Source organism: Rhizobium sp. R693, from assembly GCF_002211315.1.
Taxonomy (GTDB): domain Bacteria; phylum Pseudomonadota; class Alphaproteobacteria; order Rhizobiales; family Rhizobiaceae; genus Rhizobium.
Genome location: NZ_LOKY01000005.1, coordinates 112,041 through 138,226, shown reverse-complemented (window position 1 = coordinate 138,226; position 26,186 = coordinate 112,041). Strand labels below are relative to the sequence as shown.

The following is a 26,186-nucleotide window of genomic DNA, read 5'->3' as shown; positions in this document are numbered from 1 at the left end:
GTTATTTGGAAAATCCAACCTGTCAGCCGACAAGCCGTGGATACTCGATTGCCGGGCAGCGATCCATGACGACCTTGATGCCGGCCACCTCTGCTCTTGCGGCAGCCGCATCATCGCGCACACCGAGCTGCGCCCATATCACCTTGGGTTGCGGGTTCATCGCCAACGCCTCCTCGACGACGCCAGACAGATATTCCGAGGCCCGGAAGACCTCGACCATGTCGACCGGTCCAGGCACGTCGGCAAGCCGGGCGTAAACCGTTTGGCCCTGAATCTGCTTGCCAGCCTGGCCTGGATTCACCGGGATGACCTTGTATCCGCGCGACAACAGATAACCCATGACGCCATTGCTCGGTCGCGCGGGATTCGGCGACGCTCCGGTCAGCGCAATAGTTTTCACGGAACGCAAAATATCGAGGATGTAGTCATCCTCATACCTGTCGTGATTCAAGGGCTTCGCCTCCGATAACAATCGCATTTATTTCGCAGTTCATTGAAACCTGCAGTTAGTTTCGGCGTATATAGGAATTAGGACGCCGAAGGAGGATGTTGCCATGAAAAAATTGGTCGTCGTGATCGCCTTCGTTATGACCGCCTCCCCGGCGCTGGCTATTTCGCGATACAACTCGCTCTCGATGAGCTGCCAGGCTGCACGCGCAGCGATTCACAACGAGGGCGCCGTAATTCTCCGGTATCCGTCGACGCGGGTGAGCGGGATGACACTATTCGACCGCTACATTCGCAACAGCAATTATTGCGACCCCAACAAATACGCCGAATGGACAACCATCCCGACAAAGGACAATCCAAGGTGCCGTGTTCTGAATTGTCAGAATATAGACAACCTGGACAGGATGTTTATCATTCCATATTACTCGCTGTAAAAGCGCACTCCTGCCATACCAAATCGTGACCCACGGGCCTTGCCGACGCAACCGCGCGCGCCGCGGAGATCCGCCTGAGCGGTGGATTCAGTGACGGCTTTGTCACACTCCTGTAAAATTCGATGCGACAGAGCCGCTACCCACCATCAAAGTTCTATGTATATCCTGTATATGTCCACATCTGTTCTCGATCATGTTAGCAACTCCTCATAGTTGAATAAGCGGCCACCAAATAAACACTTCTGGTGTACGTTCCTCTTTTTATAGGCTTGGGAAAGCAAGCATCCTTAGGTTGCCATAGGGTATGATTAAGCTCCGCTGCCTCGTCAAACGGGATTGCTTTTTGTCGGCAGCGGCGTAACAAGCATTTCGCCCGCTATTTTCACACCGTCCGGTGGTCTTTTTGCCGATCCACGTCATTCTGCTCGTTCTGTTTGGTGCGCTACTGCACGCGACATGGAACGCCATGATCAAGGCGGGCACTGACAAGTCGCTGGATGCCAGCTTGATATCGGCAGGTGGCGCCGTTTGCGCCCTTCCGTTCCTGATATTCCTGCCATTGCCGAACTCGGCGGCGTGGCCGTTCATCGGCGCTTCGGCAGTCCTCCAGTTCGCGTATTTCCAGCTTGTTGCCGGCGCGTATCGCGCGGGAGACATCGGCCTCGTTTACCCCCTGATGCGCGGGTGCGCGCCGCTCCTGATTGCCGCCACCAGCAGTTTCATCCTGAACGAAACGCTGTCAGTGGGCGCGCTCGTTGGCACGATGACGATCTGCTCCGGTATTCTCACTCTAGCCTTCGAGGCGCGAAAAGGCGGTGGCCATGCGATCCGGTTGGCGCTCGCCAATGCGTGTGTGATTGCGACCTACACCTATGTCGACGGCGTCGGCGCCCGCATCTCCGGCAATGCGGTGTCGTATACGCTGTGGATGTCGCTGCTGCCGCCGGTATTGCTCTTCACATGGGCGATCTCCAAGCGGGGCGCGGTCGCCGCCGCCGCGCATGTCCGCTACAATTGGTGGCGCGGTCTGATTGGTGGCGGCGGATCGATCGCGTCCTACGGCCTCGCACTTTGGGCGATGACCAAGGCGCCGGTCGCGACCGTTGCCGCGCTGCGCGAGACGTCGATCCTCTTCGCCCTGCTGATCTCGGTCATCGTTTTGAAGGAAAAGGCCAGCCCGTGGCGCTATCTCGCCGGCGCAATCATCGCGCTCGGCGGGCTGATCCTCAAACTCGGCTAGCTATTCGCCCGTCCACTGCGGCATGCGCTTCGAAAGGAAGGCGCCGATCCCCTCTTCGGCATCGGCCGTCAGCATATTATCGACCATGACCTGAGCCGCGTAACTGTAGGCTTCCTCGATCGGCATTTCGAGCTGACGGTAGAAAGCCTCCTTGCCGATCTTCAGCGTCAGCGGCGATTTACTTGCGATGACGGACGCATATTTGGTGACGACCTGCGTCAGATACTGCTTCGGGACGATGCGGTTCACCAAACCGAAATCCTTGGCGGTAGAGGCGTCGATCGTCTCGCCGGTGAGCAACATTTCCATCGCCTGTTTGCGATGCGCCGCTCGCGAAACCGCCACCATCGGCGTCGAACAGAACAGGCCAATATTGACGCCTGGTGTGCAGAAGGTTGCCGTATCGGTGCAGATCGCAAGGTCGCAGGAAGCGACGAGCTGGCAGCCGGCAGCCGTTGCGAGCCCATCGATCTCAGCGATAACGGGCTTCGGCAGGCGCGTGATCTCGAGCATGAGATCAGCGGCCAACGCGAAGGCTTCTTCGAAGAATGCCTCGCCGCCGTCCTCATCGGCGCGATGCGCGGTCAATTCCTTGAGGTCGTGGCCGGCAGAAAAGACATTGCCGGTCGATGCGATGATGACCACGCGAACGGCTGCGTCTTCAGCAGCGCTTTGGAGTTCGCCGATCAGGGTTTCCATGACGGCGATCGAGAGCGCATTTGCAGGCGAATTGCTGAGCGTCAGCCGCAGGATGCCGTCGCTCAATTGCGGGATGACGAGCGCGCCCTCGCCCGCTTTGTTTGGGTCCTTTCGAAAGGATACGACTTCGGCCATGGTCTAACTCCCAGCATTGCTTTTCCGTGCTAATTGTTCTGCCACAGACGACAAGCAATTTCGAGGCGAACTCATGCAGCCGATCATGACGATCGACGAGCTCCACCGTTTTCTGGATACGGACTTTCCGCAGATTCATACGGATGGGCGGGTGTTCACGATTACCGAGATCAGACCCGGCAGCGTCTCGATGCGGCTCGACCCAAGCGAGAGGCATTTGCGTCCTGGGGGCACCGTCTCCGGCCCTGCCCTCTTTGCCTTGGCTGATGTAACGGCCTACGCGGCGGTACTCGCCCATATCGGGCCTGTCGCGTTGGCCGTAACCACCAATCTCAACATCAACTTCCTGCGCCTGCCGAAGCTTAGGCCAACTACCTGTACCTGTAGGATTCTGAAGCTTGGCAAGCGGCTCGCCGTCATCGACGCCTCGATTTTTCAGGAGAATGCAGACGAGTTGATCGCCCACGCGACCGCGACTTACTCCATTCCGCCGCGCGAAATATGAGGTATCCAAATACCACATATACAACACATTGATTTTGCACACGTATTTTTGCATGTCGGCAATCTGATATTGTTGACCAAGCCGCCCTTTGTCTTTATACACACCGCCAGAAACGCAGCCTTTCCGGGCTGCTTTCTTTTTGGTGTGTCTTCGGGCAGCCAAACCAAGCAACAAGAAACGCCCTCTCGCCTTCGGGTCGAGGGATCCAAAAGAGAGTAACAACTATGGCAACCTTCTCCCAGAAGCCTGCAGAGGTGGAGAAGAAGTGGGTCATCATCGACGCCGAAGGGCTCGTCGTTGGTCGTCTCGCTTCCATCATCGCTATGCGCCTGCGCGGCAAGCACAAGGCAACCTTCACGCCCCACGTTGACGACGGCGACAACGTCATCGTCATCAACGCCGACAAGGTCGTATTCACCGGCAAGAAGTACTCCGACAAGGTTTACTACTGGCACACCGGTTATGCCGGCGGCATCAAGGAGCGTACCGCTCGCCAGATCATCGAAGGCCGCTTCCCGGAGCGCGTTCTCGAGAAGGCTGTTGAGCGCATGGTTCCGCGCGGCCCGCTCGGCCGTCGTCAGATGAAGAACCTCCGCGTCTACGCTGGTTCCAACCATCCTCATGAAGCACAGCAGCCTGTCGTTCTCGACGTCGCCAAGCTGAACAAGAAGAACGTAAGGAGCGCCTAAGAATGGCTGACCTCTCCTCCCTAAAGGATCTCGGCTCGTCCGAAGCAGCTGCTGCTCCGGTTCACGTCCGCAAGGTCGACTCGCTTGGCCGTTCCTACGCGACCGGCAAGCGCAAGAACGCTGTTGCCCGCGTATGGGTCAAGCCGGGTTCCGGCAAGATCATCGTCAACGGCAAGGAATTCGCGGAATACTTCGCACGCCCGGTTCTGCAGATGATTCTGCGTCAGCCGATCGTCGCTGCTGCCCGTGACGGCCAGTTCGACATCGTTGCAACGGTTGCTGGCGGCGGCCTCTCCGGCCAGGCCGGTGCCGTTCGTCACGGTCTTTCCAAGGCTCTCACCTACTTCGAGCCGGGCCTGCGCTCGGTCCTGAAGAAGGGTGGCTTCCTGACCCGCGACAGCCGCGTTGTTGAACGTAAGAAGTACGGTAAGGCCAAGGCCCGCCGTTCGTTCCAGTTCTCCAAGCGTTAATCGCTACCGGAATACGGAATTGCGAAGGCCGGGCTTTTGCCCGGCCTTTTCTTTTGGCGAGCGCTTGAAGCGGCTCGTTCCGTTGCCAGTTCTACCGCATTCCACGCGCTTCACGCGCATGCCAAGGGAGGCGGGAATGACCAAGCGGGCAATTTACGTCGAACTGAAAGCAAGGTCCGGCAAGGCAGAAGAAGTGGCGGCGTTCTTGAAAAGTGCAAAGTCACTTGTTGAACAGGAACCCGGTACGGTGGCGTGGTTTGCCATTCGCTATGACCAGAGCACATTCGCCATCTTCGATGCTTTCGATGACGAGGCAGGCCGACAGGCGCATTTGAACGGCAAGGTGGCCGCAGCGTTGATGGCCCGAGCAGAAGAACTGCTTGCCGAGGCCCCGCAACTGAGGACTCCAGAAGTGCTGGCCGACAAATTGCCGGGCTAAACCAACTTGGCCAAGCGACCGGCACCACTTTGCCCTTTCGGTTTGAAATTCGTTTCTGGTAGGCATAGCGGACCAACACTCTCGAGGAGCATCACTTGGCCAACAAGTCGATCGACCACGCTTTCACGGCAGCGAGCCTTACATCAGCAGCCAGCGATCCGACCTTCGCCGGAGCGCTGTCGTTCATGCGTCGCCGCTTCACGAAGGACCTGACCGGCGCCGATGCGGTCGTTTGGGGCATCCCCTTCGATGCCGCGACATCCAATCGGCCGGGAACACGGTTCGGGCCGCAGGCGATACGGCGCGCGTCGGCGATCTTCGACAACGACCCGCAGTACCCCTTCAACCGCGATCTCTTTGCAGAGATGGCCGTCATCGACTACGGCGACTGCCTGCTCGACTATGGCAATCACCACGAGACGCCCGCGGCAATCGAGCGGCAGGCCAAGACCATTATCGACAGCGGCGCCTTCATGCTGACCCTTGGAGGCGACCACTTCGTCACCTGGCCAGTCCTCAAGGCGCATGCGGCTATGCATGGACCGCTTGCACTCGTCCAGTTCGACGCCCACCAAGACACCTGGTTCGACGACAACAGGCGGATCGACCATGGCTCCTTCGTGGCACGGGCTGCGCGAGACGGCATCATCGATCCGGATCGGTCGATCCAGATCGGCATCCGCACCCACGCCCCCGAGGATTTCGGTATTCAGATTCTCTATGGTCATCAGCTTGAAGAGATGAGTGCAGGCGATATTGCCTCGACAATCATTTCGCATACCCGCGGCGCGCCAGCCTATCTGACCTTCGATATCGATTGCCTTGACCCCGCCTATGCGCCCGGCACCGGTACGCCCGTATCCGGCGGTCCCTCGAGCGCGAAGATCCTCTCCGTGCTGCAGCGTCTGCATCAGCTCGATATCAGGGGTGCCGACGTCGTCGAGGTCTCACCGGCCTACGACCATGCCGATATCACCGCCATTGCGGGGGCGACGGTCGCGATGTATATGCTTGGCCTGCATGCCGAGCGCCGCGCGAGCGTGTCACAGGGCTGACTTATCTCTCTTACAAAGTGATTCCGGACTTCTTTCTAACCTATTGAAAGTGTGAGCAAGACAATGGCACCGAAGATCTTCATCGATGGCGAACACGGCACGACGGGCTTGCAGATCCGCACGCGCATGGCCGGCCGTCGCGATGTCGAGCTTTTGTCGATTCCGGAAGCGGAGCGTCGCAACGCGGCAATGCGCGAGGACATGTTGAACGGCGCCGATATCGCCATCCTCTGCCTGCCGGACGACGCTTCGAAGGAAGCGGTGCAGATGGTCTCCGGCAACAACAGCGTACGGGTGATCGACACCTCCACGGCGTTCCGCGTCAATCCTAGCTGGGCCTATGGCTTTGCGGAGATGGACAAGGGGCAGGCGGACAAGATCAAGTCGGCACGCTTCGTTGCCAATCCGGGCTGCTACCCCACCGGTGCGATCGGCCTCATTCGGCCGCTGCGCGCTGCCGGCATCCTGCCGGACGGCTATCCGGTCACGGTCAATGCAGTCTCCGGCTATACCGGCGGCGGCAAGCAGATGATCGCGCAGATGGAAGACCAGAGCCGCGACGATGCGATCAGCGCACCTCACTTCCTCTACGGCCTGACGCTCACTCATAAGCACGTGCCCGAGATGAAGATTCACGGCCTGCTCGATCGGGCACCAATCTTCTCGCCGTCGGTCGGAAAGTTCCCGCAGGGCATGATCGTTCAGGTGCCGCTGTATCTCGATGATCTTGCCGAAGGGACGACGCATGAAAGCATCCACGCTGCTCTCGTGGCCCACTACGCGGGTCAGGACATCGTGACAGTCGTACCGCTGGAAGAGAGCAGCAAGGTACCCCGCATCGATGCCGTCGAGCTCGCTGGTAAGGACACGATGAAACTCTTCGTGTTCGGCACGCCGGGCGCCTCGCAGGTCAACCTCGTGGCGCTGCTTGACAACCTCGGCAAGGGAGCTTCGGGCGCCGCTGTCCAGAACATGGACCTGATGCTCGCCTCGTAATCCCCGGAGCCGATTGATGTCGCCTGATACGCTGCTGGCGGACACGAGCGCTTGGTTTGTCGCTGCCTTGCCGGATCACGGCATTCCATCGCTTGTCGTCATCGCTTTCATTGCAGGATTGGCACGTGGCTTCTCGGGGTTCGGGGCAGCGCTGATCTTCATTCCGCTTGGCGGCGCAATCATCGGTCCGAAGCTGATATCGCCGGTCCTGCTTGTCATCGATGGCCTTGCGACACTCGGGATGATTCCGCCTGCTTGGCGCAACGCGAACCGGCGTGAGGTCTTCACGATGGCCGCAGGTGCGCTCCTCGGCGTACCGGCGGGGACCGCAGTGCTCGCGCTGATGGATCCGCTTGCGTTGCGCTGGGCGATTACGGCAATTGCCATCTGTCTGCTCGCACTGCTTGTTTCCGGTTGGCGCTACCACGGCGAACCACGCATGCCACTCACCTCTCTGACAGGTGTCATTGCCGGCCTTTTCAGTGGCGCCGCGCAGCTCGGCGGGCCTCCGGTCGTTGCCTACTGGCTCGGCGGCAAGACCGATTTTACCCGGGTGCGGGCAAACATTATTCTCTATTTCGCGATTTCAACCTGCTTCAGCGTCGTCAGCTACTATTTCGGTGGGCTCTTCGTTCAAGCCGTCGTCGCTCTGACGATCGTCATCTTGCCGAGTTACGCCATCGGCCTTTATGCCGGCTCGAAGCTGTTCGGGCTGGCCAAGGAGAGCACGTTCCGAACGATCTGCTATCTGCTGATCGCAGCCTCCGCCATCCTGGGAATGCCGGCACTCGACGGGATCCTCCGCTGAGCATATTTCCCCGCCAAACTGCTGAATGAGGCGCAGCGCAACCGGCGTTGATCATATTCGCCACTGCCGGAAGCCCGACGGCGTTCGAACGCCTGCTCGATGAATTGGCACCCCCTCCGGATAGGGACCCAGACTTCTATCGAGCCATCAGTGGCGAACGCGTCCTCAGGACCAGCGTGTCTCCCGGACCATGCACGGCCGCGAAAAGCAGGCCGGCGAGGAAGGTGAAATGATCGACAAAGAAGCCGAACTCCGCTTGACTGCTGCTCCAGTGGCTGGAGCCATGGAAGGCGAAGGCCAGGAATACCACGTAGATGCCAGCCAAGACCGAGGCTTCTGAGAAGAAAGCTCCCGTCAGGAATGCCAGGGTCAGGCCAAGTTCGAAGAACGCCGCTACCCAAGCCAGGAAGAGCGGGAATGGAAAGCCTGCCGCGGCGATATAGCTTGCGGTCGATTGTATATCCATGAACTTGAAGCTCATGGCCATCGCGAAAACGGCGCCAAAGATCAGTCGCGCCAACAGAATTGCAATCGTCTTGCTCATATCATCTCTCCCTCGGCCGAAGCCGCTCAGCAATCATTGTCCAGACTTCCGGCTTCCCGCATCTGCGGTTGCGATGCCGTTAGCTTCCACCAAAGGACGCCGCGCAACCTTCTCTCCCGACAGGCAACCACCATTATTTTCGACCGAGCGATCCCGGCCTCACGTCCATGCCACATGATCGGCCACCACATCATCGATGACCTGCCACGACTTCTTGACGTCTGCGGGATTTGCGCCTGCCATACCGGCCGCAACGATCAAGGCCTTCCATAACGTCCATCCGCGGCCTCGCGCCCACGTTTCCGCGTCCAGCGGGCGTGCCTTGCGAAACACCTCACGGCTCTGCCCTTCGAACAGGTGCCAGGCGATTGCAAGATCACAGGCAGGATCGCCGACGCCCGACGTTCCGAAATCGATGACGGCATCGAGTCGACCGTTCTTAACCAGAAGATTGCCGTGAGCGACATCACCGTGGAACCAGACGGGTGCACCTTGCCACGCGGTCGCAAGCGCTGCTTCCCAGGTCTCCCCGGCCAGTTTCGTGTCGACCCGCCCGTCCAGGCGCGTCAGCGCCTCGCGCGTTTGCGGGTCGTAGACTTTCAGCGATCCACCGCGAAAGAAATTGTGAGAGCCGGGCAGAGGTCCTCCCGTTGCGTCAACTGCCTGCAACGCATCGAGGAACCCCGCCAGCGCGGTGGCAAACTGGCTGAGATCGTCGATACGTTCCACCAGCGCCGTCTCACCGTCACGCCATTCATAGACGGACCACGGCCACGGATAGGTTTCGTCCGGCCGTCCCATGGCCAGAGGCACGGGTATGGGCAGGGGCAGCTGCGGTGCGAGGATCGGCAGCCACCGCTGTTCCTTGGCGACCTGATCGGCATAGTGAGCAGCGCTTGGCAACCGAACTGTCATGCCGGCGCCAAGGTGGAATGTCCTGTTGTCCCATCCGCCGAACTCGACGGGTCGGATCGGCAGACCTGACCACTTTGGAAACTGCGTGCTAATCAGCCGACGCACGAGCGTTGTATCGATTACTGGGCCATCCATCGTTCTGGCATTCCTCCCCAGATGCGCCGGCATAATGTCTGCGTTTCCAAGAAGAGATCAACTCTGGGTTCGTCTTCGACCGTTCAAGTTTTGAATCAAGGCCTTGATGAGATGAATCCGGGTTCGCCGCCAATATCCTGAAGGTAATAGCATTTCTGCCGCGCCACCGCTTTTGTCGGATCTTGGCCCTTTATACCATTTCTATATCTTTGCGCTTGCGCACGAACGGATTTCCTACCGGAAGCGGCGTTAGCCTTCCCTTGAAATGTGAAGGCTGAAAACATGCGATACTTCATACGACCGAACGCTTCGGTCACCCGCCCTCGCCGCCCCGCACCGAAACGACAGATGCGTGAGCGACGTACGGCCCAGGCGCTCATTCTCTTCGGCATCGTACTTGCCGCAGTTGAATTCTAGTCGTTCTCGGCGGCATTTAAGACGCAAGGATGCCCGCAGACAAAGTATTGCGGCTTGGCGCCGTGACGACAGCGCTTGTCACGCCATTTTGTGCCGGATGGCATCATCTTGCAATTCAGCGTGCTCGGCGGCGACAGCGAAATGCACTCACGTCGACGCCGTCGGCGACGGACCCGCTGCCTGCCGCCAATGGCAAACGCTTCCTTAACTGGAATGCGCCTATGGTGCGGCACGAGACCAGCCACGCCGAAGACCGATGCCAAAACCGAATTTTCGTTTTACCCACTACGATCTCAACGAGCAGCGCGCCGGGACGATCATCGAGGTGACGTTGAACGCGGTGGCGAATGTGCGCCTGATGACGGCGCCGAACTATCAGCGCTTCACCGAGGTCCTCGACTTCAAGTACGTCGGCGGCGTCGCGCGGAAATCTCCTATCCGTCTTTCCATTCCCGAGAGCGGCCACTGGCATCTCGTCGTGGATATGGAAGGCCATCACGGACTTGCGGAATCTGCCGTCAAGCTCGTCGCACCCGCGGGACAGATGCGCGCATCCTGATCAGCGCTGGTTGCGTTCTTTTCTGAGCTTCACCCACCATTCAAGACGTTTGCGAATATCCCGCTCGAAGCCGCGCTCCGGCGGATCGTAGAAAGTCTGGCGACCCATCTTCTCCGGGAAATAATCCTGGCCGGAAAAGGCGTCCGGCTCGTCGTGGTCGTAGCGATAGCCTTCGCCGTAACCCTCGCCCTTCATCAGCTTCGTCGGCGCGTTCAGGATGTGCTTCGGCGGCAGTAGAGAGCCATTCTGCTTGGCGGCCATCGTCGCGGCCTTGAAGGCGGTATAGACGGCGTTCGATTTCGGCGCGGTCGCGAGATAGACGCAGGCTTGCGCCAATGCCAGTTCGCCTTCGGGAGAACCGAGGTAGTCATAGGCGTCTTTTGCGGCATTGCAGATCACGAGCGCCTGCGGGTCGGCCAAGCCGATGTCTTCCACGGCCATGCGGACAAGGCGCCTGCCCAGGTAGAGCGGATCTTCGCCAGCGTCGAACATGCGGGCGAGATAGTAGAGCGCAGCATCGGGATCCGAGCCGCGGACGGATTTATGCAGTGCCGAGATAAGGTTGTAATGCCCGTCCTGAGCCTTGTCATAGACAGGCGCCCGGCGCTGCACGATCCGTGTCAGCCCCTCAGTGTCGAAGGTTTCCCCTTCCCGCGCGGCACGCCAAACCTCTTCCGCCAGGGTCAACACGGCACGGCCATCGCCGTCCGCCATTCGCAACAGGCTTGCACGCGCATCGTCGGTCAGCGGCAGCACTTTGCCTTCGGTCGTCTCCGCACGCTTCAACAACTCTTCAAGGCTCTCATCGTCGTGCGACTTGAAGGTCAAGACGCGCGCGCGTGACAACAAAGCCGCATTCAGTTCGAAGGACGGATTTTCGGTCGTGGCGCCGACGAGAATAACAGTGCCGTCTTCCATAACAGGGAGAAAGCTATCCTGCTGCGCCCTGTTGAAACGGTGAATTTCGTCGACGAAAAGCAACGTCTGCCGGCCGTCCATCCGGCGCAGACGGGCTGCCTCGAAGACTTTCTTGAGATCGGCCACGCCCGAGAAAATCGCTGATATCTGTTCGAACGCGAGACCGGCTTCACCCGACAACAATCGGGCAACGGTCGTCTTGCCGGTTCCTGGCGGACCCCAGAAAATCATCGAGCCGAGCGAGCCACTGTCGATCATGCGCCGCAACACGCCGTCTTCACCGGTAAGATGGTCCTGACCGGTCACTTCCGAAAGCGTGCGTGGCCGCAGGCGATCGGCAAGAGGCCGCCGATTGGCGACCTCCTCGGGAATACGCGGTGCAAATAGATCGTCACTCATCGGAAGAACTGTCTAATGCGTTGGCCGTCGCGCTCGATCTCGACACGCCAGAAGCTGGGATCCTCGTCGGCGATCCCGGCAAGTTCCTTAGTCGTCTTCACTTCCGTGCCATTGATCGAAACGATGATGTCCTTCGGCTCAAAGCCAAGGCGAGCGGCAAGAGAATCCTCCTTCACCTCGGAAACAACGACGCCGGTGGATTCGGAGGGCATACGAAGCTCGTCGGCGACGCGAGGCGACAGGTTTTCGACGACGGCACCGGTAAAGGGTGTGCGGCCTCCGATCGTGCGCTGATCACGTGGCGCCGTCTCGGGCGCTCTGGCGAGTGCGAGCGCGATCTGCTGCTCGTGGCCGTTCTCGAGCACAGTCAACTGGACCGATTTGCCAAGCCCAGCCGTTGTCAGGCGATAGAGAAGCGCATCCGGATGCTCGACCGGAATGCCATCGACGGCGGTCACGATTTGACCTGCCTTCAATCCGGCCTTTGCGGCTGGAGCACCGTCAGTCACCTTGACGATGAGAGCGCCACGCGCCTTGTTGAGCCCGAGCGCTTCGGCAACCTCCGATGTTACCGCATCGAACGTTGCCCCGACATAAGGCCGCTCGAAAGATTTCACGCCGGCATCGGCCGAGGCGAGGAACACCTTCACCAGATTCGCAGGGATCGCAAAGCCGATACCGTTCGAGCCGCCGCCGCGCGAGAAGATCGCCGTGTTGATGCCGATCAGTTCGCCCTTCATATTCATCAGCGCACCGCCGGAATTGCCCGGGTTGATCGATGCGTCCGTCTGGATGAAGAAACCGAACTCGTTCTTGACCACCTGATTGCGCGCCAGCGCCGAGACGATGCCACTCGTCACTGTCTGGCCGACACCGAAGGGGTTGCCGATCGCCAGCACGAGATCGCCGACTTCAACCGCATCGGAATTGCCGAGCGCGAGCGTCGGGAAGCTTTCCTTCGTATCGACCTTGAGAACGGCGAGATCGACGCGGTCATCCCTCAGGACGACCTTGCACGGAAACTCACGCCCGTCCGAAAGCGCAACCTTGATATCGTCGGCGCCTTCCACGACGTGGTTGTTGGTGACGATCGTTCCGTTCGATTCGACGATGACGCCGGATCCCAGCGAAGATTGCTTCTCGCTGCGATTCGGCATCTGCTGACCGAAGAATTCTTCGAAGAAGGGATCGCCGGCGAAGGGAGACTGCCTGCGGACCGTCTTCTCGGCATAGACGTTCACGACAGCGCCGGCCGTCTGCTTGACCAGCGGCGCGAAGGAAAGCTGCATTTCCATCTGGCTCTGCGGCACAGTCTTGGCCGTCTGAGCGTTGGCGGAAACCGGTAGCGCGAGCATCAAAGCCACGAAAGGCAGGGCTGTGCGCTTCAACAGGTCATGCATGGGGAGTCCTTCTAAAATTCTCTTGTGAAAACGTTGTAGCGTCGGACGCTAGAAAGGAAAGAGGGCGGAAGCATGGAAGAATAGGGCAGCTCACGAACTGCTGAACATGCCTCTCAAACTGATTCAGAAACAAGCTCCATGCGGCTGATATCTAAAGGTAAAGGAAGATCAAAGTCACCTATGGGAGACATCCTGACTCTACGGATGGCAGCGCAAGACCTAGCGCTTCGCGGATGGCTCTGTTCTTGCCGAAGCAGTGGCGTGCATCATCTACCGAAGGGCACCCACCGCCAATCGAACAGGAACTCACGCATGAGACGTTTCCGCCGCACGCTTCGCATTTTCGCGACATCTATCCTTTTTGTAGGCCTGACAGGCGCTTCCCATTCTGCCAGCTTCGACTGCGAGGCCAAAGAGTTGAAGCCGGACGAAAAGGTGATCTGCGAGAACCGCGCGCTGAACGATGCCGATGTGAAGATGGTAACGACGTTCGACCTGCTGTCCGGGCTGATGGCGATGGGTTCGCGCGGCACCTTGCAAGACGAACAAACGGCTTGGCTCAAGAAGCGCCAGGAATGCGGCTCAGATGCCGCCTGCATCAAGGCCGCCTATGACGAGCGCTTGAAACAGCTGGATGAAACCTACAAAAAAATAAACCGGCCGCTTTAGCGACCGGTCCATTTCACATTCGTTTTTGATCTGAGACTTAGCGGTTGCCGAGATCCCGGACGGCGCCGCGGTCGGCGCTGGTTGCGAAGGCGGCGTAAGCCTTCAACGCGGTCGTGACATTGCGCTTGCGTTGCTCGGACGGATGCCAGCCCTTCTCCTCTTGCTCGGCGCGACGGTTTGCCAGTTCCTTGTCGTCGACGCGCAGGCTGATGACGCGGTTCGGGATGTCGATGTCGATCATGTCGCCCTCACGGACCAGGCCGATCGTGCCGCCGTTTGCCGCTTCCGGTGAAACGTGACCGATGGAGAGGCCGGAGGTGCCGCCGGAGAAGCGACCGTCCGTGATCAGCGCGCAGGCTTTGCCGAGGCCCTTCGACTTCAGGTAGCTCGTCGGATAGAGCATTTCCTGCATGCCGGGCCCGCCCTTCGGGCCTTCGTAGCGAATGACGACAACATCGCCGGCAACAACCTGGTTCGAGAGGATGGCCTTCACTGCCGCGTCCTGGCTTTCATAAACCTTGGCCGGACCGGAGAACTTCAGGATGGATTCATCGACGCCTGCCGTCTTCACGATACAGCCATCGAGCGCGAGATTGCCCTTGAGGACAGCAAGACCGCCATCTTTCGAGAAGGGGTGCTCCACCGAGCGGATAACGCCCTTTTCGCGGTCCGTGTCGAGTTCGTCCCAACGCGCTTCCTGGCTGAAGGCAACCTGGGTCGGGATGCCGCCGGGAGCCGCCCGGTAGAAATTGCGGACGGTCTCGCTGTTGGTGCGGGTGATGTCCCAACGGTCGATTGCGTCGCCGAGGGTTTCGGCATGGACCGTCGGGCATTCCCGGTTGAGCAAACCGCCCTTGTCCAGTTCGCCCAGGATCGACATGATGCCGCCCGCCCGGTGAACGTCTTCCATGTGGACGTCGTTCTTTGCCGGCGCGACCTTGGAGAGGCAGGGAACGCGACGCGACAGCGCGTCGATGTCGGCCATTGTGAAATCGACCTCGCCTTCATGCGCCGCTGCAAGGATATGCAGAACGGTGTTCGTCGAGCCACCCATGGCGATATCGAGAGCCATGGCGTTCTCGAATGCCTGCTTGGAGGCAATCGTGCGGGGTAGAGCCTTGACGTCGTCCTGTTCGTAGTAGCGACGGGCGAGATCGACGATCAGGTGGCCAGCCTCGACGAACAGGCGCTTGCGGTCGGCATGCGTTGCGAGCGTCGAGCCGTTGCCAGGCAGCGACAGACCAAGCGCCTCCGTCAGGCAGTTCATGGAGTTGGCGGTGAACATGCCCGAGCACGAACCGCAGGTCGGACAGGCGGACCGTTCGATGACCTTGACGTCCTCGTCGCTGATCTTGTCGTCGGCGGCGGCAACCATCGCGTCGACGAGATCGAGCGCGTGTGTCTTGCCGTGCAGGACCACCTTTCCGGCTTCCATGGGGCCGCCGGAAACGAAGATCGTCGGAATGTTGAGGCGGAGCGACGCCATCAGCATACCGGGAGTGATCTTGTCGCAGTTGGAAATACAGACCATGGCGTCGGCACAGTGAGCGTTGACCATGTATTCGACGCTGTCGGCAATCAATTCGCGCGAGGGCAGCGAATAGAGCATACCGTCATGGCCCATGGCGATACCGTCGTCGACCGCGATCGTATTGAATTCCTTGGCAACGCCGCCGGCGGCTTCGATTTCGCGGGCAACGAGCTGGCCGAGGTCCTTGAGATGGACGTGACCGGGCACGAACTGGGTGAAGGAGTTCACCACCGCAATAATCGGCTTGCCGAAATCCGAGTCCTTCATGCCCGTTGCGCGCCAAAGGCCGCGCGCACCCGCCATATTGCGGCCGTGAGTCGTGGTTCTCGAACGATAGGATGGCATTGGTGTATTCCTTGCGTGTCGGAAATTGTCGGCGATGCGGGGGCGCAATGATCTAAGCGACCGGGCTATCGCTGTTTTTTGGAATTGTCCTAATCCAAACGCTGTGGGCTGTCACTACCGCGAAAGCCGAAACCGGTACGCCTGGGCTCTTGGGTGCGTCGACCATATACGGTCGCAGCAGTGTTTTTGTTACAGACTATTCCATCAAACACCGTACACAAAAAGTTGGCTTTCCGCAGCCATGCCGGTGGGCATAAACAATGATCCAAAGACGTGTTTGATGCGTTGAAGGTTTATACCGAGCTCTGATGCTCAGGAGGTTTCCGATGCCAGCCTATCGTCCACCCAAGATCGCATCTTCAGAGATCACGCCGCAGCAGCTCTATCTCAGGCGTCGCGAGTTCCTCGGGGTCGCGACACTGGGCGCCATGGCGCTCTACGGAGCCAGCAAGGCCAGCGCCGCCGCACTGTCGGTCATCGACAGCAAATACACGGTCGGCGAGAAGGCCACGCCGTTGAAGGACGTGACGACCTACAACAATTTCTACGAATTCGGCCTGGACAAGGGCGACCCCGCCGCGCTCTCCGGCGACTTCAAGCCGCTGCCCTGGACGATCAAGGTCGACGGCATGGTCAACAAGCCCGGCACGTTCGATGTCGAAGCGCTGATGAAGGAATTCCCGATCGAGAGCCGCACCTACCGCATGCGCTGTGTCGAGGCGTGGTCGATGGTCATTCCGTGGGATGGTTTTCCGCTTGCCTCTCTCCTCAACAAGGTGGAGCCGCTTGGCAGCGCCAAGTACGTTGCCTTTGAAACGGTCGTGCGGCCAGACCAGATGCCTGGCCAGAAGGGCATCTTCCAATCACTCGACTGGCCCTATGTCGAAGGCCTTCGGCTCGATGAGGCGCGCCATCCATTAACGCTGCTTGCCGTTGGCCTCTATGGCGAAACTCTGCCGAACCAGAACGGTGCGCCGATCCGACTGGCCGTACCGTGGAAATATGGCTTCAAGGGTATCAAGTCGATCGTTCGGATCACGCTGACTGACAAGGAACCGAAAAACACCTGGCAAGTGACCAATCCGCAGGAATACGGGTTCTACGCTAACGTCAATCCGGAGGTCGATCACCCACGCTGGAGCCAGGCGACGGAGCGGCGTATCGGCGAAAGCGGCTTCTTTGGCGCCAGCCGCCATCCCACTCTGCCGTTCAACGGCTATGCCGACGAGGTGGCAAGCCTCTACAGCGGCATGGATCTCCGGAAGAACTTCTGATGGCGGCCCTCTCGTTCAGTCTCCCGAAGCGTTGGCAGTCGGCCTCCATCTGGGCTCTCTATACCGTGGGGCTGCTGCCCGCTGCTTGGACCTTTTATCTCGGCGCCACGGATCAGCTCGGCGCCGACCCGGTAAAGACCTTCGAGTTGTTCCTCGGCCTCTGGACGATCCGCTTCCTCATCCTGACGCTGGCTGTCTCCCCTGCCCGGGACCTTCTCGGCTGGAACTATCTTCGTTATCGCCGAGCGCTAGGGCTCCTGACTTTCTACTATGCCCTGATGCACTTCACGGTCTACATGGTGCTGGACCAGGCGCTCGACATTTCGATGGTCGTAAGCGACGTGCTGAAGCGGCCCTTCATCATGTTCGGTATGGCCGGCCTAGCTCTACTGGTACCGCTTGCTCTCACCTCGAACAACCTCTCGATCCGGCGGCTCGGACCGAATTGGGTGCGGCTGCACCGCCTCGTCTATATCGTCGCTGCTGCTGGCGCCGTACACTTTGCGCTATCGACGAAGGTTCTTGGCCTCGAGCAATCCGTCTATATCAGTCTGCTGATCCTCCTGATCCTCTACCGGTCCTACCGACCTATCGCGCGCAACAGGAAGGCCAAGAATGGTTGCGGAAGACAGGGACAACAAACGGCCATTCGCCAGCGGGTTCCCGGCTGACCGAATTGTCATCGATAGCAAAATCCGCCACCGTGTGCCGATGGAAACACCCTGCCCAGTCTATCTCTACCGCGACCCGAATTTTTCAGCGTTAGGCGACACCTTCGCTGCAGCAGCACCGCTTAGAGAGGTCGCTTCCGTCTATGGCGGTGGTGGCCTTGTCGGCGAAGGCGGGCTCAGTAGGGCGTTCGGGCGAGCGACCGTCTTCAAGCAGGAAGGCACCGGGCAGTATTTCCTTGGCGTATGGGGGAGACGGAACACCGCACGCTTCAGAGCAGCGCTGCGAAGTGTCGGTGATGTCGTTGTCATCGGGGAGCCGCCACCTGCCCGTCTGATCCATTTCAACAAGCGACGCGAACGGCCGAAGCGTGGCGAGCCAAAGGCTGATCCCTAAAACGAAAACAGCCGGGCTTTGCAGCCCGGCTGTTTTGCTTCCGGCGAGCCGGAAAGGATTAAGCGGCTTCAGCTGCAGCAGCTTCGGCTTCAACGCGAGCCTTGTCGGCTGCGCCCTTCGCATAGGTGTCGCGGTCAACGAATTCGATGACTGCGAGAGCAGCGTTGTCGCCCTGGCGGAAGCCTGCCTTCATGATACGCAGGTAGCCGCCGTTGCGGGTTGCGTAGCGCGAAGCGATCGTGTCGAACAGCTTCGAAACAACAGCAGCGTCGCGGATCTGCGAGATCGCCTGACGACGAGCGTGCAGGTCGCCGCGCTTGCCGAGCGTTACGAGCTTTTCAACGATCGGACGGATTTCCTTTGCCTTCGGCAGGGTGGTCACGATCTGCTCATGGGTAATGAGCGAAGCCGCCATGTTGGCAAACATTGCCTTGCGGTGGCTAGCGGTTCTATTCAGCTTGCGGCCGGCTTTACCGTGGCGCATGGCTATTCTCCTTCACATGCAGGCATCTTGCCCGCCGTTTGATGGTTAGTACTGGTCTTCGTAACGCTTGGCGAGATCTTCGATGTTCTCAGGCGGCCATGCCGGCACTTCCATACCGAGGTGCAGGCCCATGGAAGCGAGAACCTCCTTGATTTCGTTCAGCGACTTGCGACCAAAATTCGGTGTGCGGAGCATTTCTGCTTCGGTCTTCTGAATGAGGTCGCCGATGTAGACGATGTTGTCGTTCTTCAAGCAGTTTGCCGAGCGAACAGACAGTTCGAGTTCGTCCACCTTCTTGAGGAGCGCCGGGTTGAAAGCGAGTTCGGTGACCGCTTCCTCTTCGGTTTCCTTCTGCGGCTCGTCGAAGTTGACGAACACGCCAAGCTGATCCTGGAGGATGCGAGCCGCGAAAGCGACGGCATCTTCGCCGGAGATCGAACCATCGGTCTCGATCGTCATGTTCAGCTTGTCGTAGTCGAGAACCTGTCCTTCGCGGGTGTTTTCCACCTTGTAGGACACCTTCTTGACCGGCGAATAAAGGCTGTCGACCGGGATGAGACCAATCGGAGCATCTTCCGCACGATTGCGATCGGCCGGAACATAGCCCTTGCCGTTGTTGACGGTGAATTCCATACGGATTTCGGCGCCCTCGTCGAGCGTGCAGATGACATGGTCGGGGTTGAGGATTTCGATATCACCGACCGTCTGGATGTCGCCAGCCGTTACAACGCCCGGGCCCTGCTTGCGCACGACCATGCGCTTTGCGTCATCGCCATCCATCTTGATGGCGATTTCCTTGATGTTGAGGACGATGTCCGTGACGTCTTCGCGGACGCCCGGGATCGACGAGAATTCATGCAGCACACCATCGATCTGCACGGCCGTCACTGCGGCACCGCGCAGCGAGGACAATAGAACGCGGCGCAGCGCGTTGCCGAGGGTGAGGCCGAAACCGCGCTCCAGCGGCTCTGCTACGAGCGTCGCCTTGGTGCGCGAGCTCGAAGAGAACTCGACCTTGTTCGGCTTGATCAATTCCTGCCAGTTTTTCTGAATCATATTTTTGCCTTCCGTTCGTTGCCACCATCCAATCGTGACAACCGAGCTTGAGAAGCACCGGGAGCGAAGATCCACCCACCGGTGTTGTGAATGGCGATGATCAGACGCGGCGCTTCTTGCGCGGGCGGCAACCATTGTGCGGGATCGGCGTCACGTCGCGGATGGACGTGATCATGAAACCAGCGGCCTGGAGGGCGCGCAGAGCGGATTCGCGACCCGAACCCGGACCGCAAACTTCGACTTCCAGCGACTTCATGCCATGTTCCTGGGCCTTCTTGGCGCAGTCTTCAGCAGCGATCTGAGCAGCGAAGGGGGTCGACTTGCGCGAGCCCTTGAAGCCCTTCGCGCCAGCAGACGACCAGGCAATCGCGTTGCCCTGAGCGTCGGTGATGGTGATCATCGTGTTGTTGAAGGTCGAATTGACGTGGGCAACACCCGACGAAATGTTCTTACGTTCGCGACGACGAACGCGGACGGCTTCCTTGGCCATTTAAATCCCTTTCTTGGATCTCTGCACCGCCGTAATGCCAGCGGCTACACCGGAACGAGACCTTACGGCCCTGCCCCAAACTCAAAAGAGGCCGGCGCAGACCGCCAGCCCCCTCACCTCCGGTTTCCCGGAAATTACTTCTTCTTACCAGCGATGGCCTTTGCCGGGCCCTTGCGGGTACGAGCATTGGTGTGCGTGCGCTGACCGCGAACCGGAAGGCCACGGCGGTGACGCAGGCCGCGGTAGCAGCCGAGGTCCATCAGACGCTTGATGTTCATCGAGGTTTCGCGACGCAGATCACCTTCGACCTGATAGTCACGGTCGATGGTTTCGCGGATCTGCAGAACCTCGGAGTCCGTCAGCTGATGGACGCGCTTGTCGGCCGGCAGGCCAACCTTTTCCATGATTTCCTGCGCGAATTTTGGACCGATCCCGTGGATATACGTCAGCGCGATTACAACGCGCTTTGCAGTCGGGATGTTGACGCCAGCGATACGTGCCACGCCTATTCTCCTTGCGTTCCAGTTGCCATCCGGCAAGTGGTGTCTCGTTACACGACCCAGAGAGGTCGCAATTACAATTCAGGTTCTCAACAAGTCAAAAACGATCGAACCCGGAATTCCCTTGGGAAGTCCGCGCCGATCGCATGAGATATCGCGAGTTGGCGCGGTGTTTAGCGGAATCAGCGCTTAAAAGCAACCGCTTCCGCCAAGTTTATTTTCAAAGACTAAAGCTTCGAAAGTATCTTATCGATCTCGCCGGTGACGTGATCGATCTCAGCCATGCCGTCCACCGACTTCAGCTTGCCCTTGGCATAGTAGTAGCCGATCAACGGAGACGTTTCCTTGTAGTAGGCCTGCAGGCGCGTAACGACTGTTTCGCGATTGTCGTCGGGCCGACGCTTGAAGTGAGTCGAGCCGCAACGGTCACAGACACCTTCCTCCTTCGGCTTGACGTTCGTGTCGTGGTAGCCCGCGCCGCAGTTCGCGCAGGTGTAGCGACCGGAAACGCGGTCCGCGAGAACCTTGTCGTCAACCTGGATCTCGATCACGGTCGAGAGTTCCAGGCCCTTGCTCTTCAGCATGGCTTCCGTGGCGTCGGCCTGAACCAGCGTGCGTGGGAAACCGTCGAGAATGAAACCCTTGGCGCAATCTGGAGCATCCAGACGCTCGGAGACGATGGCATTGACGATCTCATCGGAGACAAGCTTGCCGGCGTCCATGACGGCCTTTGCCCGCTTGCCTACCTCCGTGCCAGCCGCAACAGCAGCACGGAGCATGTCACCCGTGGAGAGTTGCGGAATTCCGTACTTCTCCACGATCCGCTGAGCCTGGGTCCCCTTACCCGCGCCCGGCGGCCCTAACAGTATGAGTCTCATCGCCCCCTCTTTCCTCCGCGCAACTTCGATTTCTTGATCAGGCCTTCGTACTGCTGTGCGATCAGATGACCCTGAATCTGCGCCACCGTATCGAGAGTTACGCTAACCACGATCAAGAGAGAAGTGCCACCCAGGGACAACGGAATGCCCGTTTGCGACACAAGAATTTCCGGCAGGATGCACACGAAGACGAGGTAGATCGCGCCGATCACCGTAATGCGGGTCAACACGTAATCGATATATTCGGCGGTCCGCTCGCCCGGACGGATGCCCGGAATAAAGCCGCCATGCTTCTTCAGATTGTCGGCTGTGTCCTTCGGATTGAAGACGATCGCCGTGTAGAAGAAGGCGAAGAAGGCAATCAGCAGGCCGTACAGCAGCATGTAGAGCGGCTGGCCATGGCCAAGGGCTGCAATAACAGAGGTCGCCCATGCCGGCAACGCTGTCGTGTTCGCGAAGCCCGCGAGCGTCGCTGGCAGCAGCAGAAGCGAGGATGAGAAAATCGCAGGGATAACGCCCGAGGTATTGAGCTTCAGCGGTAGATGCGAGGTATCGCCCTGGAACATCCGATTGCCGACCTGACGCTTCGGATACTGGATCAGCAGGCGACGCTGCGCACGCTCAACGAAAACGATGATGGCGATGACAGCGATGGCGATGACGATAACCGCGAGAATCAGCGTCGTCGACAGAGCGCCCGTACGACCGAGTTCAAGCGTGCCGGCGAGCGCCTGCGGAAGGCCGGCGGCGATACCCGCGAAGATGATCAGCGAAATACCGTTGCCAATACCCCGCGAGGTGATCTGCTCGCCGAGCCACATCAGGAACATTGTGCCGCCGAGCAAGGTGACGACCGTCGAAATACGGAAGAATATGCCGGGATCGACAACAAGGCCGTTGCCGCTCTCAAGACCGACGGAAATGCCGTAGGCCTGAAGCGCACCGAGTAGCACCGTGCCATAGCGCGTGTACTGGTTGATGATCTTGCGGCCCTGCTCGCCTTCCTTCTTCAGGTTCTCGAGCGCCGGGACGACCGAGGTCATCAGCTGCACGATGATCGAAGCGGAAATGTAAGGCATGATGCCGAGCGCAAAGATTGCCATGCGCTGGACGGCGCCGCCCGAGAACATGTTGAAGAGGCCGAGAATGCCACCTGCCTGGCCGCGGAAGGCCTGCGCATAAGCTTCTGGATTAAGGCCTGGGAGCGGAATGTGGGTACCGAGCCGGTACACGAGGAGAGCTGCCAGTGTGAACCACAGGCGCTTCTTGAGATCCTCGGCTTTGGCGAAGGTCGAGAAATTGAGGTTGGAAGCCAACTGTTCCGCTGCAGACGCCATGCGATTCTCCGCGCTACCAATTTCGGGCACAAGCCAAGCGAGGTGCAGGACCCGGAATCAGCATTCTGAATTATTCAAAAGCGGGCTTCGGACGGATTGCGGGAGCAACCTATGCCTCACCCTTGTGTTCGTTCCTACCGTTTATGACGCACGTGCGTCCAGCCGGTTTTTGTGAGGCTCACATATGGGAGCAAAATCGCCCGGTGTGAAGCACCCCGGGCGACTTATCATAAGATTAATTATTCTGCAGCTGCGGCAGAAAGAAGCGTGACGGAACCGCCAGCCTTTTCGATCTTTTCGATCGCCGGCTTGGAAGCGCCAGCAACTTCGAACTTGACCTTTGCCTTCAGCTCGCCGTCGGCGAGAACGCGTACACCGTCCTTGACGCGGCGGATAACGCCGGCAGCCTTGAGAGCAGCTGCATCAACCGTGGACTTGGCGTCGAGCTTGCCAGCGTCGATCGCAGCCTGAACACGCTCAAGCGACACGACAACGAAGTCGGCCTTGAAGATGTTGTTGAAGCCGCGCTTCGGCAGACGACGGTAGATTGGCATCTGGCCGCCTTCGAAACCGTTGATAGCGACGCCGGAACGGGACTTCTGACCCTTCACACCGCGACCACCGGTCTTGCCCGAGCCCGAACCAATACCGCGGCCGAGGCGCTTGCGGCTATGGGTCGAACCTTCGTTGTCTTTGATTTCATTGAGTTTCATAGCGAATCTCCCGGCTTACTTCTCGTCGACGACGCGAACGAGATGCTGGACAGCACGGATCATGCCACGAACGGAAGGGGTGTCTTCCAGTGTGCGGCGACGGTGCATCTTGTTGAGTCCGAGGCCGATCAGCGTGCGCTGCTGGACGTCCGGACGGCGAATCGGGCTGCCGATCTGTTCGACAGTAATCGTCTTCGCTTCAGTCTTCTTGGTAGCCTTAGCCATCTGTCAGACTCCTCTTATTCTTCAGAGGCATTGCCAGAAGCGGCACGGCGAGCCTGGAGCGTTGCATACTTGATGCCGCGCTGAGCTGCGATGTCCTTCGGGTGAACCTGGTGCTTCAGAGCGTCGAAGGTAGCGCGAACCATGTTGTATGGGTTCGAGGAACCGGTCGACTTGGCGACAACGTCGTGAACGCCGAGCGTTTCGAAAACGGCGCGCATCGGACCACCGGCGATGATACCGGTACCGACCTTGGCCGAACGAAGCAAAACCTTGCCGGCGCCATGGCGGCCATGAACGTCGTGATGCAGCGTACGGCCGTCACGCAGCGGTACGAAGATCAGTTCGCGCTTGGCAGCTTCAGTCGCCTTGCGGATTGCTTCCGGCACTTCGCGTGCCTTGCCGTGACCGAAGCCAACGCGGCCCTTCTGGTCACCAACGACGACGAGAGCGGCGAAACCGAAACGGCGGCCACCCTTAACAACCTTAGCAACGCGGTTAATCGCAACCAGCTTGTCGACGAATTCGCTATCGCGCTCTTCACGGGCCTGGCGGTCTTCCCGCTGCGGCCTTCTTTCCTGTGCCATTGTCCTCTTCCTTTTTCTTTTCCGGGTGCAATCGGCAAACAAACGAGGACCGCATCGGCCTCCCTTTTTCGGGACGCCTGCGGTCCGGTGAGATCCGGCCGGTGCCTTTAGAGCCGCCGGCCGGAAACTTTATTAGAAGGACAGGCCGCCTTCGCGGGCTGCTTCTGCCAGGGCCTTGATGCGGCCATGGTAGATGAAGGCGCCACGGTCGAATACGACGTCCTTGACGCCTGCCTTCGAGGCGCGCTCAGCAACAAGCTTGCCTACGAGGGCAGCTGCTGCCGTGTCAGCACCGGTCTTCAGAGAACCGCGCAGATCCTTGTCGAGGGTCGAGGCAGACGCAAGCGTCTTACCAGCGACATCGTCAATGACCTGGGCATAGATGTTCTTCGACGAGCGATGAACCGACAGGCGCGGACGGCCGTTGGCCACCGACTTGAGGTGACGACGCACGCGGTTGGCGCGACGTGCAAGTGCTTCTTTCCTGCTAGCCATTTCGCGTGATCCTTACTTCTTCTTGCCTTCTTTGCGGACGATCCGCTCTTCGGCATACTTGACGCCCTTGCCCTTGTAAGGCTCAGGACCGCGGTATTCGCGGATTTCAGCGGCAACCTGGCCGACCTGCTGCTTGTTGATGCCGGTGACGACGATTTCCGTCGGCTTCGGCACAGCGATCGTGATGCCCTGCGGCGGCTCATAAACAACGTCATGGCTGAAGCCGAGTGCCAGCTGCAGGTTCTTGCCCTGAAGCGACGCACGGTAACCAACGCCGTTGATTTCGAGCTTGCGCTCAAAGCCGTCCTTAACGCCCTTGAAGATGTTCTCGATCATCGTGCGGGACATGCCCCACTTTGCACGAGCATCCTTCGTCTGGCTGAGCGGCGTCACGACGACCGCATTATTTTCGAGCTTCACACCGACTTCGTCGTTTGCGACGAAGAACAGCTCACCCTTCGGGCCCTTAGCGGTAACCTTCTGGCCATCGACCGTAGCCGTGATCCCAGCAGGCACCTGAACGGGCTTTTTACCGATACGAGACATTTTTCAATCCTGTCTGTTCGCTATGGAGATCCCTGCCCTGTCTTAGAAGACTGAGCAAAGAACCTCGCCACCAACGTTCTGTTCGCGAGCCTGGTGATCGGCCATCACGCCCTTCGGGGTCGAAAGGATGGTGATGCCGAGGCCGTTCGCGACCTGCGGAATGGACTTGACCGAGACATAAACCCGGCGGCCCGGCTTGGACACACGGCCGATCTCACGGATCACCGATGCGCCTTCGTAGTACTTGAGTTCGATGTTGAGCTCAGACTTGCCATTGCCGAAATCGACAACGGAATAGCCACGGATGTAGCCTTCAGACTGCAGAACATCGAGAACACGTGCACGGAGCTTCGAAGCAGGCGTCGAAACCGACGACTTGCGGCGAGAAGCGCCGTTGCGGATGCGAGTGAGCATATCGCCCAACGGATCAGTCATTGTCATCTAACCTGCTCCTTACCAGCTCGACTTGACGATGCCCGGCACCTTGCCGAGATTGCCGAGTTCACGCAGCGCGATACGCGACATGCGCAGTTTGCGGTAGTATGCGCGCGGACGGCCCGATACTTCGCAACGGTTGCGAATGCGGGTCTTGGATCCATCGCGCGGCAGGGATGCCAGCTTGATCGATGCCTTGAACCGCTCTTCGATCGGAAGAGCCTGGTTCATGATGATCGCCTTCAGAGCTGCGCGCTTGGCAGCCTGGTTAGCGACCGTAGTACGGCGGCGCTTGTTCTTTTCAACTGCGCTTGTCTTCGCCATGTGCGGTTCCTTTTCTACGCTCGTCGTT

Annotated in this window: 34 protein-coding genes; 14 read left to right on the top strand and 20 right to left on the bottom strand. The window is 59.3% G+C overall.

What is annotated here, in order from left to right; all coding sequences use genetic code 11:
• Positions 1–22: 22 nt before the first annotated feature.
• The gene (locus ATY79_RS07075) at positions 23–451 is read right to left on the bottom strand and encodes a CoA-binding protein (protein ID WP_088691871.1); all 429 of its coding nucleotides are present in this window, start codon (positions 449–451) and stop codon (positions 23–25) included.
• A gap of 103 nt (positions 452–554) precedes the next feature.
• Here ATY79_RS07075 and ATY79_RS07070 point away from each other — a divergent pair, with 103 nt between their 5' ends.
• Together ATY79_RS07070 and ATY79_RS07065 are read left to right on the top strand one after the other, a co-directional pair.
• Positions 555–884, top strand: coding sequence for a hypothetical protein (locus ATY79_RS07070; RefSeq protein ID WP_088691812.1), 330 nt, complete (start codon positions 555–557; stop codon positions 882–884).
• Positions 885–1,287: 403 nt separating this feature from the next.
• Positions 1,288–2,124: an EamA family transporter gene (locus ATY79_RS07065; protein WP_088691870.1), complete on the top strand. Its 837-nt coding sequence runs from the start codon at positions 1,288–1,290 to the stop codon at positions 2,122–2,124.
• Here the strand turns inward: ATY79_RS07065 and ATY79_RS07060 are convergent, their stop codons facing one another.
• Complete coding sequence (locus ATY79_RS07060) at positions 2,125–2,958, bottom strand: enoyl-CoA hydratase (protein ID WP_088691811.1); 834 nt, start codon at positions 2,956–2,958, stop codon at positions 2,125–2,127.
• Between the two features lie 73 nt (positions 2,959–3,031).
• On the opposite strand from ATY79_RS07060, the gene ATY79_RS07055 reads away from it, so the two are divergent.
• The 7 genes from ATY79_RS07055 to ATY79_RS07025 all read left to right on the top strand — a co-directional run bounded on the left by ATY79_RS07055 (position 3,032) and on the right by ATY79_RS07025 (position 7,920).
• Entirely contained in the window at positions 3,032–3,463 is a 432-nt protein-coding gene (locus ATY79_RS07055) for a PaaI family thioesterase (protein ID WP_088691810.1), read from the top strand.
• Between the two features lie 224 nt (positions 3,464–3,687).
• Entirely contained in the window at positions 3,688–4,152 is a 465-nt protein-coding gene (gene rplM, locus ATY79_RS07050) for a 50S ribosomal protein L13 (protein WP_007531725.1), read from the top strand.
• A 2-nt stretch (positions 4,153–4,154) separates the two neighbouring features.
• Complete coding sequence (gene rpsI / locus ATY79_RS07045; protein WP_088691809.1) at positions 4,155–4,622, top strand: 30S ribosomal protein S9; 468 nt, start codon at positions 4,155–4,157, stop codon at positions 4,620–4,622.
• 136 nt (positions 4,623–4,758) lie between these two features.
• Entirely contained in the window at positions 4,759–5,061 is a 303-nt protein-coding gene (locus ATY79_RS07040) for an antibiotic biosynthesis monooxygenase (protein ID WP_088691808.1), read from the top strand.
• 95 nt (positions 5,062–5,156) lie between these two features.
• A complete protein-coding gene (gene speB, locus ATY79_RS07035) occupies positions 5,157–6,116 on the top strand; it encodes an agmatinase (protein ID WP_088703379.1) in 960 nt (319 codons plus the stop codon).
• Between the two features lie 63 nt (positions 6,117–6,179).
• Positions 6,180–7,112: an N-acetyl-gamma-glutamyl-phosphate reductase gene (gene argC / locus ATY79_RS07030; RefSeq protein WP_088691806.1), complete on the top strand. Its 933-nt coding sequence runs from the start codon at positions 6,180–6,182 to the stop codon at positions 7,110–7,112.
• 16 nt (positions 7,113–7,128) lie between these two features.
• Complete coding sequence (locus tag ATY79_RS07025) at positions 7,129–7,920, top strand: sulfite exporter TauE/SafE family protein (RefSeq protein ID WP_088691805.1); 792 nt, start codon at positions 7,129–7,131, stop codon at positions 7,918–7,920.
• A 136-nt stretch (positions 7,921–8,056) separates the two neighbouring features.
• On the opposite strand, the gene ATY79_RS07020 is transcribed toward ATY79_RS07025, so the two are convergent.
• Both ATY79_RS07020 and ATY79_RS07015 read right to left on the bottom strand, forming a co-directional pair.
• Positions 8,057–8,464 carry a DoxX family protein gene (locus ATY79_RS07020; protein WP_088691804.1) on the bottom strand — a complete coding sequence of 136 codons (408 nt, stop codon included), beginning with the start codon at positions 8,462–8,464 and terminating at the stop codon, positions 8,057–8,059.
• Between the two features lie 159 nt (positions 8,465–8,623).
• Complete coding sequence (locus ATY79_RS07015; RefSeq protein WP_088691803.1) at positions 8,624–9,514, bottom strand: aminoglycoside phosphotransferase family protein; 891 nt, start codon at positions 9,512–9,514, stop codon at positions 8,624–8,626.
• Between the two features lie 673 nt (positions 9,515–10,187).
• Between ATY79_RS07015 and ATY79_RS07010 the strand changes: the two genes are divergently transcribed.
• Positions 10,188–10,490: a DUF1883 domain-containing protein gene (locus tag ATY79_RS07010; protein WP_088691802.1), complete on the top strand. Its 303-nt coding sequence runs from the start codon at positions 10,188–10,190 to the stop codon at positions 10,488–10,490.
• Here ATY79_RS07010 and ATY79_RS07005 read toward each other — a convergent pair whose 3' ends face one another.
• Together ATY79_RS07005 and ATY79_RS07000 are read right to left on the bottom strand one after the other, a co-directional pair.
• Positions 10,491–11,807 carry a replication-associated recombination protein A gene (locus ATY79_RS07005; RefSeq protein ID WP_088691801.1) on the bottom strand — a complete coding sequence of 439 codons (1,317 nt, stop codon included), beginning with the start codon at positions 11,805–11,807 and terminating at the stop codon, positions 10,491–10,493.
• Positions 11,804–13,207, bottom strand: a complete 1,404-nt coding sequence (locus ATY79_RS07000) for a DegQ family serine endoprotease (RefSeq protein WP_088703378.1) — start codon at positions 13,205–13,207, stop codon at positions 11,804–11,806. Before ATY79_RS07000 ends, ATY79_RS07005 begins: the two co-directional genes overlap by 4 nt.
• A 312-nt stretch (positions 13,208–13,519) precedes the next feature.
• Between ATY79_RS07000 and ATY79_RS06995 the strand changes: the two genes are divergently transcribed.
• Positions 13,520–13,876 carry a hypothetical protein gene (locus ATY79_RS06995; RefSeq protein WP_088691799.1) on the top strand — a complete coding sequence of 119 codons (357 nt, stop codon included), beginning with the start codon at positions 13,520–13,522 and terminating at the stop codon, positions 13,874–13,876.
• Between the two features lie 37 nt (positions 13,877–13,913).
• Here ATY79_RS06995 and ilvD read toward each other — a convergent pair whose 3' ends face one another.
• Complete coding sequence (ilvD, locus tag ATY79_RS06990; protein WP_088691798.1) at positions 13,914–15,752, bottom strand: dihydroxy-acid dehydratase; 1,839 nt, start codon at positions 15,750–15,752, stop codon at positions 13,914–13,916.
• A 326-nt stretch (positions 15,753–16,078) separates the two neighbouring features.
• Between ilvD and msrP the strand changes: the two genes are divergently transcribed.
• The 3 genes from msrP to ATY79_RS06975 are packed head-to-tail and all read left to right on the top strand — an operon-like array spanning position 16,079 to position 18,091.
• Positions 16,079–17,026 carry a protein-methionine-sulfoxide reductase catalytic subunit MsrP gene (gene msrP / locus ATY79_RS06985; RefSeq protein WP_088703377.1) on the top strand — a complete coding sequence of 316 codons (948 nt, stop codon included), beginning with the start codon at positions 16,079–16,081 and terminating at the stop codon, positions 17,024–17,026.
• A complete protein-coding gene (msrQ, locus tag ATY79_RS06980) occupies positions 17,026–17,697 on the top strand; it encodes a protein-methionine-sulfoxide reductase heme-binding subunit MsrQ (protein WP_088703376.1) in 672 nt (223 codons plus the stop codon). The genes msrP and msrQ overlap by 1 nt, the downstream gene beginning before the upstream one ends.
• A complete protein-coding gene (locus ATY79_RS06975; RefSeq protein ID WP_088703375.1) occupies positions 17,642–18,091 on the top strand; it encodes a hypothetical protein in 450 nt (149 codons plus the stop codon). Before msrQ ends, ATY79_RS06975 begins: the two co-directional genes overlap by 56 nt.
• Positions 18,092–18,149: 58 nt before the next feature.
• Here the strand turns inward: ATY79_RS06975 and rplQ are convergent, their stop codons facing one another.
• From rplQ to rpsN, 13 genes are all read right to left on the bottom strand, one after another.
• Complete coding sequence (rplQ, locus tag ATY79_RS06970; protein ID WP_007531696.1) at positions 18,150–18,575, bottom strand: 50S ribosomal protein L17; 426 nt, start codon at positions 18,573–18,575, stop codon at positions 18,150–18,152.
• 45 nt (positions 18,576–18,620) lie between these two features.
• Positions 18,621–19,631, bottom strand: coding sequence for a DNA-directed RNA polymerase subunit alpha (locus ATY79_RS06965; protein ID WP_088691794.1), 1,011 nt, complete (start codon positions 19,629–19,631; stop codon positions 18,621–18,623).
• A gap of 100 nt (positions 19,632–19,731) precedes the next feature.
• Positions 19,732–20,121 carry a 30S ribosomal protein S11 gene (gene rpsK, locus ATY79_RS06960; RefSeq protein WP_003547577.1) on the bottom strand — a complete coding sequence of 130 codons (390 nt, stop codon included), beginning with the start codon at positions 20,119–20,121 and terminating at the stop codon, positions 19,732–19,734.
• Positions 20,122–20,255: 134 nt separating this feature from the next.
• A complete protein-coding gene (gene rpsM, locus ATY79_RS06955) occupies positions 20,256–20,624 on the bottom strand; it encodes a 30S ribosomal protein S13 (RefSeq protein WP_007531685.1) in 369 nt (122 codons plus the stop codon).
• 224 nt (positions 20,625–20,848) lie between these two features.
• Positions 20,849–21,499, bottom strand: coding sequence for an adenylate kinase (locus tag ATY79_RS06950; protein ID WP_088691793.1), 651 nt, complete (start codon positions 21,497–21,499; stop codon positions 20,849–20,851).
• Positions 21,496–22,836: a preprotein translocase subunit SecY gene (gene secY / locus ATY79_RS06945; RefSeq protein WP_088691792.1), complete on the bottom strand. Its 1,341-nt coding sequence runs from the start codon at positions 22,834–22,836 to the stop codon at positions 21,496–21,498. Before secY ends, ATY79_RS06950 begins: the two co-directional genes overlap by 4 nt.
• Positions 22,837–23,075: 239 nt before the next feature.
• Positions 23,076–23,549: a 50S ribosomal protein L15 gene (gene rplO / locus ATY79_RS06940; RefSeq protein ID WP_007531682.1), complete on the bottom strand. Its 474-nt coding sequence runs from the start codon at positions 23,547–23,549 to the stop codon at positions 23,076–23,078.
• A 15-nt stretch (positions 23,550–23,564) separates the two neighbouring features.
• Positions 23,565–23,774 (bottom strand): 50S ribosomal protein L30, encoded by a 210-nt coding sequence (rpmD, locus tag ATY79_RS06935; RefSeq protein WP_088691791.1) that lies wholly within the window; start codon positions 23,772–23,774, stop codon positions 23,565–23,567.
• A 14-nt stretch (positions 23,775–23,788) separates the two neighbouring features.
• Positions 23,789–24,358: a 30S ribosomal protein S5 gene (gene rpsE / locus ATY79_RS06930; protein WP_007531680.1), complete on the bottom strand. Its 570-nt coding sequence runs from the start codon at positions 24,356–24,358 to the stop codon at positions 23,789–23,791.
• 132 nt (positions 24,359–24,490) lie between these two features.
• Positions 24,491–24,853 (bottom strand): 50S ribosomal protein L18, encoded by a 363-nt coding sequence (gene rplR, locus ATY79_RS06925; RefSeq protein ID WP_018857106.1) that lies wholly within the window; start codon positions 24,851–24,853, stop codon positions 24,491–24,493.
• A gap of 12 nt (positions 24,854–24,865) precedes the next feature.
• Complete coding sequence (gene rplF / locus ATY79_RS06920; protein ID WP_088691790.1) at positions 24,866–25,399, bottom strand: 50S ribosomal protein L6; 534 nt, start codon at positions 25,397–25,399, stop codon at positions 24,866–24,868.
• A 42-nt stretch (positions 25,400–25,441) separates the two neighbouring features.
• The gene (gene rpsH, locus ATY79_RS06915; protein WP_004674934.1) at positions 25,442–25,840 is read right to left on the bottom strand and encodes a 30S ribosomal protein S8; all 399 of its coding nucleotides are present in this window, start codon (positions 25,838–25,840) and stop codon (positions 25,442–25,444) included.
• 12 nt (positions 25,841–25,852) lie between these two features.
• Complete coding sequence (rpsN, locus tag ATY79_RS06910) at positions 25,853–26,158, bottom strand: 30S ribosomal protein S14 (protein ID WP_003573787.1); 306 nt, start codon at positions 26,156–26,158, stop codon at positions 25,853–25,855.
• Positions 26,159–26,186 lie beyond the last annotated feature (28 nt).